Origin of the sequence: Stenotrophomonas sp. MYb238, assembly GCF_009496535.1 — a bacterium.
In the GTDB taxonomy this organism is placed as follows: Bacteria; Pseudomonadota; Gammaproteobacteria; order Xanthomonadales; family Xanthomonadaceae; genus Stenotrophomonas.
Window position 1 is genome coordinate 1 of record NZ_WIDL01000047.1, and the last position, 5967, is coordinate 5967.

A 5967-nucleotide genomic window follows, 5' to 3' on the forward strand; every position below is an offset into this window, starting at 1 on the left:
AGGCGCTGCAGCGCATCCCCGTGAAGCTGGTCGAGCACGGGCAACTGGGCGTCATCGGCGCGGCCAGTTGGTATCTGGAAAAGTTGGCCAAGTAAGCCTCGCAGCATAAGCAACAGATGCACCAGCAAGACCTGAAGTACCGCGGCACGCCAGTGCCTTTCATTCCGATGTTGAGGAGAGACAACATGCACCGCAAGACCCTGCTTTCGGCAGCCATCGCCGGCTGCCTTGCCTTCAGCGCCCAGGCGCAGAATGCGCAGCCCCAGGCGACCGACCTGGACACCATCACCGTCACCGGCATCCGCGGTTCGATGGAGAAGTCGCTGGACACCAAGCGCGAAGCCAACGCGCGCGTCGAAGTCGTCACCGCCGAGGACGTCGGCAAGCTGCCCGCGCACAACGTCGCCGATACCCTGCAGCGCCTGCCGGGCGTGAACATCAGCTCGTCCAGCGCCGACGAAGGCGGCTTCGACGAAGCCGACCGCGTCAGCCTGCGCGGCACCAGCCCGAGCCTGACCCAGACCCTGATCAACGGCCACAGCGTCGGCTCGGCCGACTGGTTCGTGCTCAGCCAGGGCAGCAACGTCGGCCGCAGCGTCAGCTACACCCTGCTGCCGTCCGAGCTGGTGCGCTCGGTGGAAGTGAACAAATCCTCGCAGGCCAAGCTGCAGGACGGCGGTACCACCGGCTCGGTGAACATCATCACCCGCAAGCCGCTGGAATTCGCCAAGCAGATCACCGCCGAGGCCTCGATCGGCGCGGTGCGCTCCGACCAGGCCAAGTCGAACGATCCGCAGCTGGCCGGCCTGTTCAACTACAAGAACGACGACGGCACCTTCGGCGTGATGGTGCAGGCATTCAGCCAGAAGCGCGAACTGCGCCGCGAAGCGCAGGAAATCCCGTCCGGTTTCTTCCAGATCACCGGCAAGGACGGCAACGGCAACCTCACCGAAGTGGGCCTCAACAATCCGGACCTGATCGGCGTGTACGCCCCGAGCCTGCTGGGTTCGACCCTGTTCGAGCAGACCCGCGAACGCAAGGGCGGCCTGCTGGGGTTGCAGTTCAAGCCGGCCGATAACCTGACGCTGGGCCTGGAAGGCTTCACTTCGAAGATGGACGCCAACAACTACAACCGCAACTTCATGTTGTGGGGCGGAAACTTCGCCAACTCCCAGTCGCCGGATGCCGGTTACGTGGTCAAGAACGGCGTGCTGACCGATGCCAAGTACAGCGGCGAGGCCGGGACCAACTACGCGGTCTACGACATGATCTACCGCGAAGCCACCGCCAAGAGCAGCTACGTCACCCTGGATGCCGACTGGCAGGTCAACGACAACCTGAGCGCCAAGTTCCAGGCCGGCTCGACCAAGGGCACCGGCTCGACCCCGCGCCAGTTCATCGCCGAGGTCACCGCGGCCAACGGCGGTGGCGCCAGCTGGACGACCCATGGCAATGGCGCGCCGATCGACTGGAACATCGGTGGCGACATCAGCCCGTCAGGCGTCACCAGCTTCGGCACCTGGGGCAACCAGGAAGTGACCGCCGAGGACAAGGAAAAGTGGTTCACCGCCGACTTCAGCCAGTACTTCAACGACGGCACGCTGAGCTCGATCGACTTCGGTGCCCGCTATGCCGACCACAAGCGCGAAGCGCTGTCGCCGGAAGGCGCCTCGCCGGGCGATATCTGGAGCACGCTCAAGAACGGCGCCACGGCCAACTATCCGGGCGGCTTCGCCGGCGGCATCGGCGGCACCTTCCCGCGCAACCTGTGGTACTTCACTCCGGCCGCGCTGAAGGAAGCCATCCTCGCCAACTCCACCTGGCTGTCGAACAATGACGGTCCGGACGGCCGCCACAACTATGGCGGCGAGTGGAAGGTGCAGGAGAAGAACTTCGGCGCCTACGTCCAGGCCAACTTCGTGGGCGACCGCTGGAGCGGCAACGTCGGCCTGCGCTACGTCAACATCGACCAGGACATCAACACCTACCAGGCGGTCAGCGATCCGGCCAACGCCGACGTCCGGAGCCTGTTCGGCGCGTGGAAGGCCCTGTCCTTCAACAACAAGCACAGCCGCGTGCTGCCGAGCGCGAACCTGAAGTTCGACATGGCCGACGACCTGGTGTTCCGTTTCGCCGCATCGCAGACCCAGACCCTGCCGGACTTCTCGGCGCTGGGCGCTTCGTCGTGGGGCTCGGACCTGAGCCGCACCGGTGGCGGCGGCAATCCGAAGCTCAACCCGGTGGTGTCGACCAACTTCGACGTGAACCTGGAGTGGTACTTCATGCCGCGCGGCCTGCTGTCGGTCGGCGCCTACTCGATGAACCTGAAGGACTACGTGGCCTTCGGCACCGAGACGCAGATGCTGTTCAGCGAACTGACCAACAAGCTCGAGGCCTACCAGGTCGCCGTGCCGGTCAACTCCAACGGCAAGGTCACCGGCGTGGAAGTCGCCTATGAGCAGCCGATCGGCGAGAACTTCGGCGTCAACGCCAACTACACCTATGCAGACGGCAGCACCTCGCACACCTGGGCCGATGGCACCAACAACCTGCTGGGCACCTCGAAGAACACCTACAACGTGGGCGGCTACTTCGAGAACGACACCTTCGGCGCACGCGTGAGCTACACCTACCGCTCGGCGTTCCTGATCGGCCTGAAGGGCGCCAGCCCGTACTACCAGGACGATTTCGGCACCCTGTCGCTGTCGCTGAGCTACAAGGCGACCGACTGGATGAGCATCAGCTTCGACGCGCTGAACCTCAACAACCCGACCCTGAAGTACTACCAGAGCACCACCATCCCGAGCGCGTTCTACGAGAACGGCCGCCAGTACTACCTGAACTTCCGCTTCAAGTATTGATCCACCCCGGCACGCACCATCGCCGGACAGCGTGACGCGCCGGGCCTGGATCACTCCGGGCCCGGCGTTTTTTTGCAGGTACCCTTCACAAAACACAGGAGCTCCGCCCCATGACGAAGTCCCTCCGCATGCGCCGTCGCGCAACCTGGCTCGGCAGCTGCCTGCTGCTCGGCATCACCGCCCTGCAGGCGCACGCGGCCGACGCCGCCTCCAGCCCGTCGCTGATCCCGCTGCCCGCCAGCTATCAGGCGACCGGCGGCAAGGACTTCGTGCTGGCCGGCTCCGCCCGCGCCGGCGGCAACGACGACGCCGCGCGCCGCGCCGCGGCCCGGTTCGTGCAGTTGCTCGCGCAGAACGGCGGGCCGACCCTGGCCGTGGCCGAGAATGCCGGCAAGGCGCAGATCCGCTTCCGCCTGGACCCGTCGGCCACCCGCACCGCCGAAGGCTATTCGCTGAAGGTCTCCAACACCGGCATCGACGTCAGCGCCGGCGACGACGTCGGCCTGTTCTACGGCGCGGTCACCGCCGCGCAGCTGCTGACCGGCGATGTCCCCGGCCATGCCGCGGCCGCCACCATCGAGGATACGCCGCGCTTCCGCTGGCGCGGACTCATGCTCGATTCGGCGCGCCACTTCCAGAGCATGGACGAGATCCGCAAGCTGCTCGATGCGATGGCGCAGCACAAGCTCAACACCTTCCACTGGCACCTCACCGATGACCAGGGCTGGCGCATGGAGATCAAGCGCTACCCGAAACTGACCGAGGTGGGCAGCTGCCGCGTGCCGCTGGGCGATGCCGGGCGCGACGACGCTACCGGGCAGCCGCGCCGCTACTGCGGTTACTACACGCAGGAACAGATCCGCCAGATCGTCGCCTATGCGGCGGAGCGCCACATCCAGGTGATCCCCGAAATCGACGTGCCCGGCCACGCCACGGCCGCCATCGTCGCCTATCCGGAACTGGGCGCCACCGACAAGCCGCTGGTCATCGACAACCAGTGGGGCGTATTCCCCAACCTGTTCAACACCGAGGAAGGCACGCTGCGGTTCCTGGAGAACGTGCTGCTGGAAGTGATCGACATGTTCCCGGCGCGCTACGTGCACGTCGGCGGCGACGAGGCGGTCAAGGACCAGTGGATCGCCTCGGCCCGCGTGCAGGCGCACATGCGCCAGGTGGGCGCCAAGGACGAGATGGAAATGCAGAGCCACATCATCAAGCGCCTGGAGACCTTCCTCGAGCAGCACGACCGGCGCCTGATCGGCTGGGACGAGATCCTCGAGGGCGGACTTCCGCCGGAGGCCACGGTGATGTCCTGGCGCGGCACCGAGGGCGGCCTGAAGGCGGCCAGCGAAGGCCACGACGTGGTGATGACGCCGGTCACCCACATGTACATGGACTACCTGCAGACGCGCTCGCCGAACGAACCGCCGGGCCGGCCGACCACCATCGAACTGAAGAAGGCCTACGAGTTCGAGCCGGTGCCCGCGGAACTGGCCGCCGACAAGCGCCAGCACATCCTCGGCCTGCAGGCCAACATGTTCACCGAACACACGCGCAACGACCGCAACCTGGAGCACAACCTGTTCCCGCGCTTGGCCGCCGTCGCCGAGACCGGCTGGAGCCCGCAGGACAGGCGCGATTTCGACGGCTTCCTGCAACGCCTGCCACGCCAGCTGCAGCGCTACCGGGCGATGGGCATCCAGTACGCGCAGACGCCGTTCCAGGTGGACATGCACGACACCGGCGACCGCGCCGCCGACACCGCCGCGGTCACGCTCGACAACCCGCTCGGCTACGCGGTGCATTACACGCTGGACGGCAGCGAGGTGACCGCCGCATCGCCGCGCTACGCGCAGCCGCTGCAGGTCCGGCTGCCCGCCGAGGTGCGCGCCGCGGCGTTCTTCGACGGCAGGCCGCTGGCCGCGGCCAACCGCTTCGCCGTCACCGCCGACTCGCTACGCGTGCGCGACGACACCCGGCTCGACCTGTGCCCCGGCGACGGCAAGCTGCTGCTGCGGCTGGAGGACGATGGCCCGGCCGACGGCGAGCGCGCGATCTTCAACGTCAACATCTTCAGCCCCTGCTGGCTGTGGCAGGACGCCGACCTCACCGGCGTGAACGCGGTGAAGGTCCGGGCCGGACGCATTCCCTACAACTTCCAGCTGGCCCATGACGAGCCGAGCCGCAAGTTCGTCCCCGCGCGCACCGCGCACGGCGAACTGGAGATCCTGGCCGACTGCAAGGGCGCGCCGCTGGTCTCGCTGCCGCTGCCGGCCGCGCCCGCGGCCGATGGCTTCCTCGAGCTCGACGCTCCGCTGCCGGCCATGACCGGGCGCGCCGACCTCTGCATCCGCTTCACCGGCGACACGCGCCCCAACCTGTGGACGCTGGACTGGATAAGGCTGGAAACCGCACGCTGAGCGCTCCACACGAAAGGCCACCGGAAACGGTGGCCTTTCCTTTTGGACAGACGGCGCTCCGGCCCGCCGCCTGCCGCCTGCCGCTTGCCGCTTGCCGCTTGCCGCTTGCCGCCGATGACCTTGCGCTGGAAAGGCACCTCCGGCATATGCGAAAAAATTTCACAATGCCCTGCATGCGTCTCCGACGGAGCCGCAATCCCGCCGACAGGTTTCCCATGAAATAATTTTTTCCATTGCATTCATTGGGATACGAAGGGTTACAGCTTCAAAATCCGACTGAAAATTTTTTGCAAAGCAGCTTGACATCGTTGTCACGTAGCGCTGACACTCCGGATGCCGCAGCTCCCCAGGGATCTGCCGACATCCGGGGGAAATCGCGTGGTCGCCAGCTTCAGTCCAGCCCATGACCTGACCATCGCCACGTCGGCCGCGCCGCTGATCGCCGCCGACGTCGGCGGCACCCATGTGCGTGTCGGACTGATCCGTACCGGCCAGGGCGCGGACCCAGCCATCGAAGTGCTCGCCTATCGCAGGTACCGCTGCGCCGATCACGCCGGGCTGGGTGCGATCCTCGCCGACTTCCGCGCCCATGCGCCCGGCGCGCACGAGTGCGTCATCGCCACCGCCGGCTACGCGCTGGCCGACGGCACCGTGATCTCGGCCAACCTGCCCTGGCCGCTGTCGGC

Annotated in this window: 3 protein-coding genes; all 3 read left to right on the plus strand. The window is 66.6% G+C overall.

Annotation, left to right across the window (positions count from 1 at the left end; translation table 11 throughout):
- Window positions 1-185: 185 nt before the first annotated feature.
- The gene (locus tag CQ393_RS17865; protein ID WP_153193662.1) at window positions 186-2861 is read left to right on the plus strand and encodes a TonB-dependent receptor; all 2676 of its coding nucleotides are present in this window, start codon (window positions 186-188) and stop codon (window positions 2859-2861) included.
- A gap of 110 nt (window positions 2862-2971) precedes the next feature.
- Window positions 2972-5281 (plus strand): family 20 glycosylhydrolase, encoded by a 2310-nt coding sequence (locus tag CQ393_RS17870; protein ID WP_153193665.1) that lies wholly within the window; start codon window positions 2972-2974, stop codon window positions 5279-5281.
- Window positions 5282-5659: 378 nt separating this feature from the next.
- A partial coding sequence (locus CQ393_RS17875; RefSeq protein ID WP_343200032.1) for a glucokinase occupies window positions 5660-5967 on the plus strand: 308 nt, incomplete at its 3' end.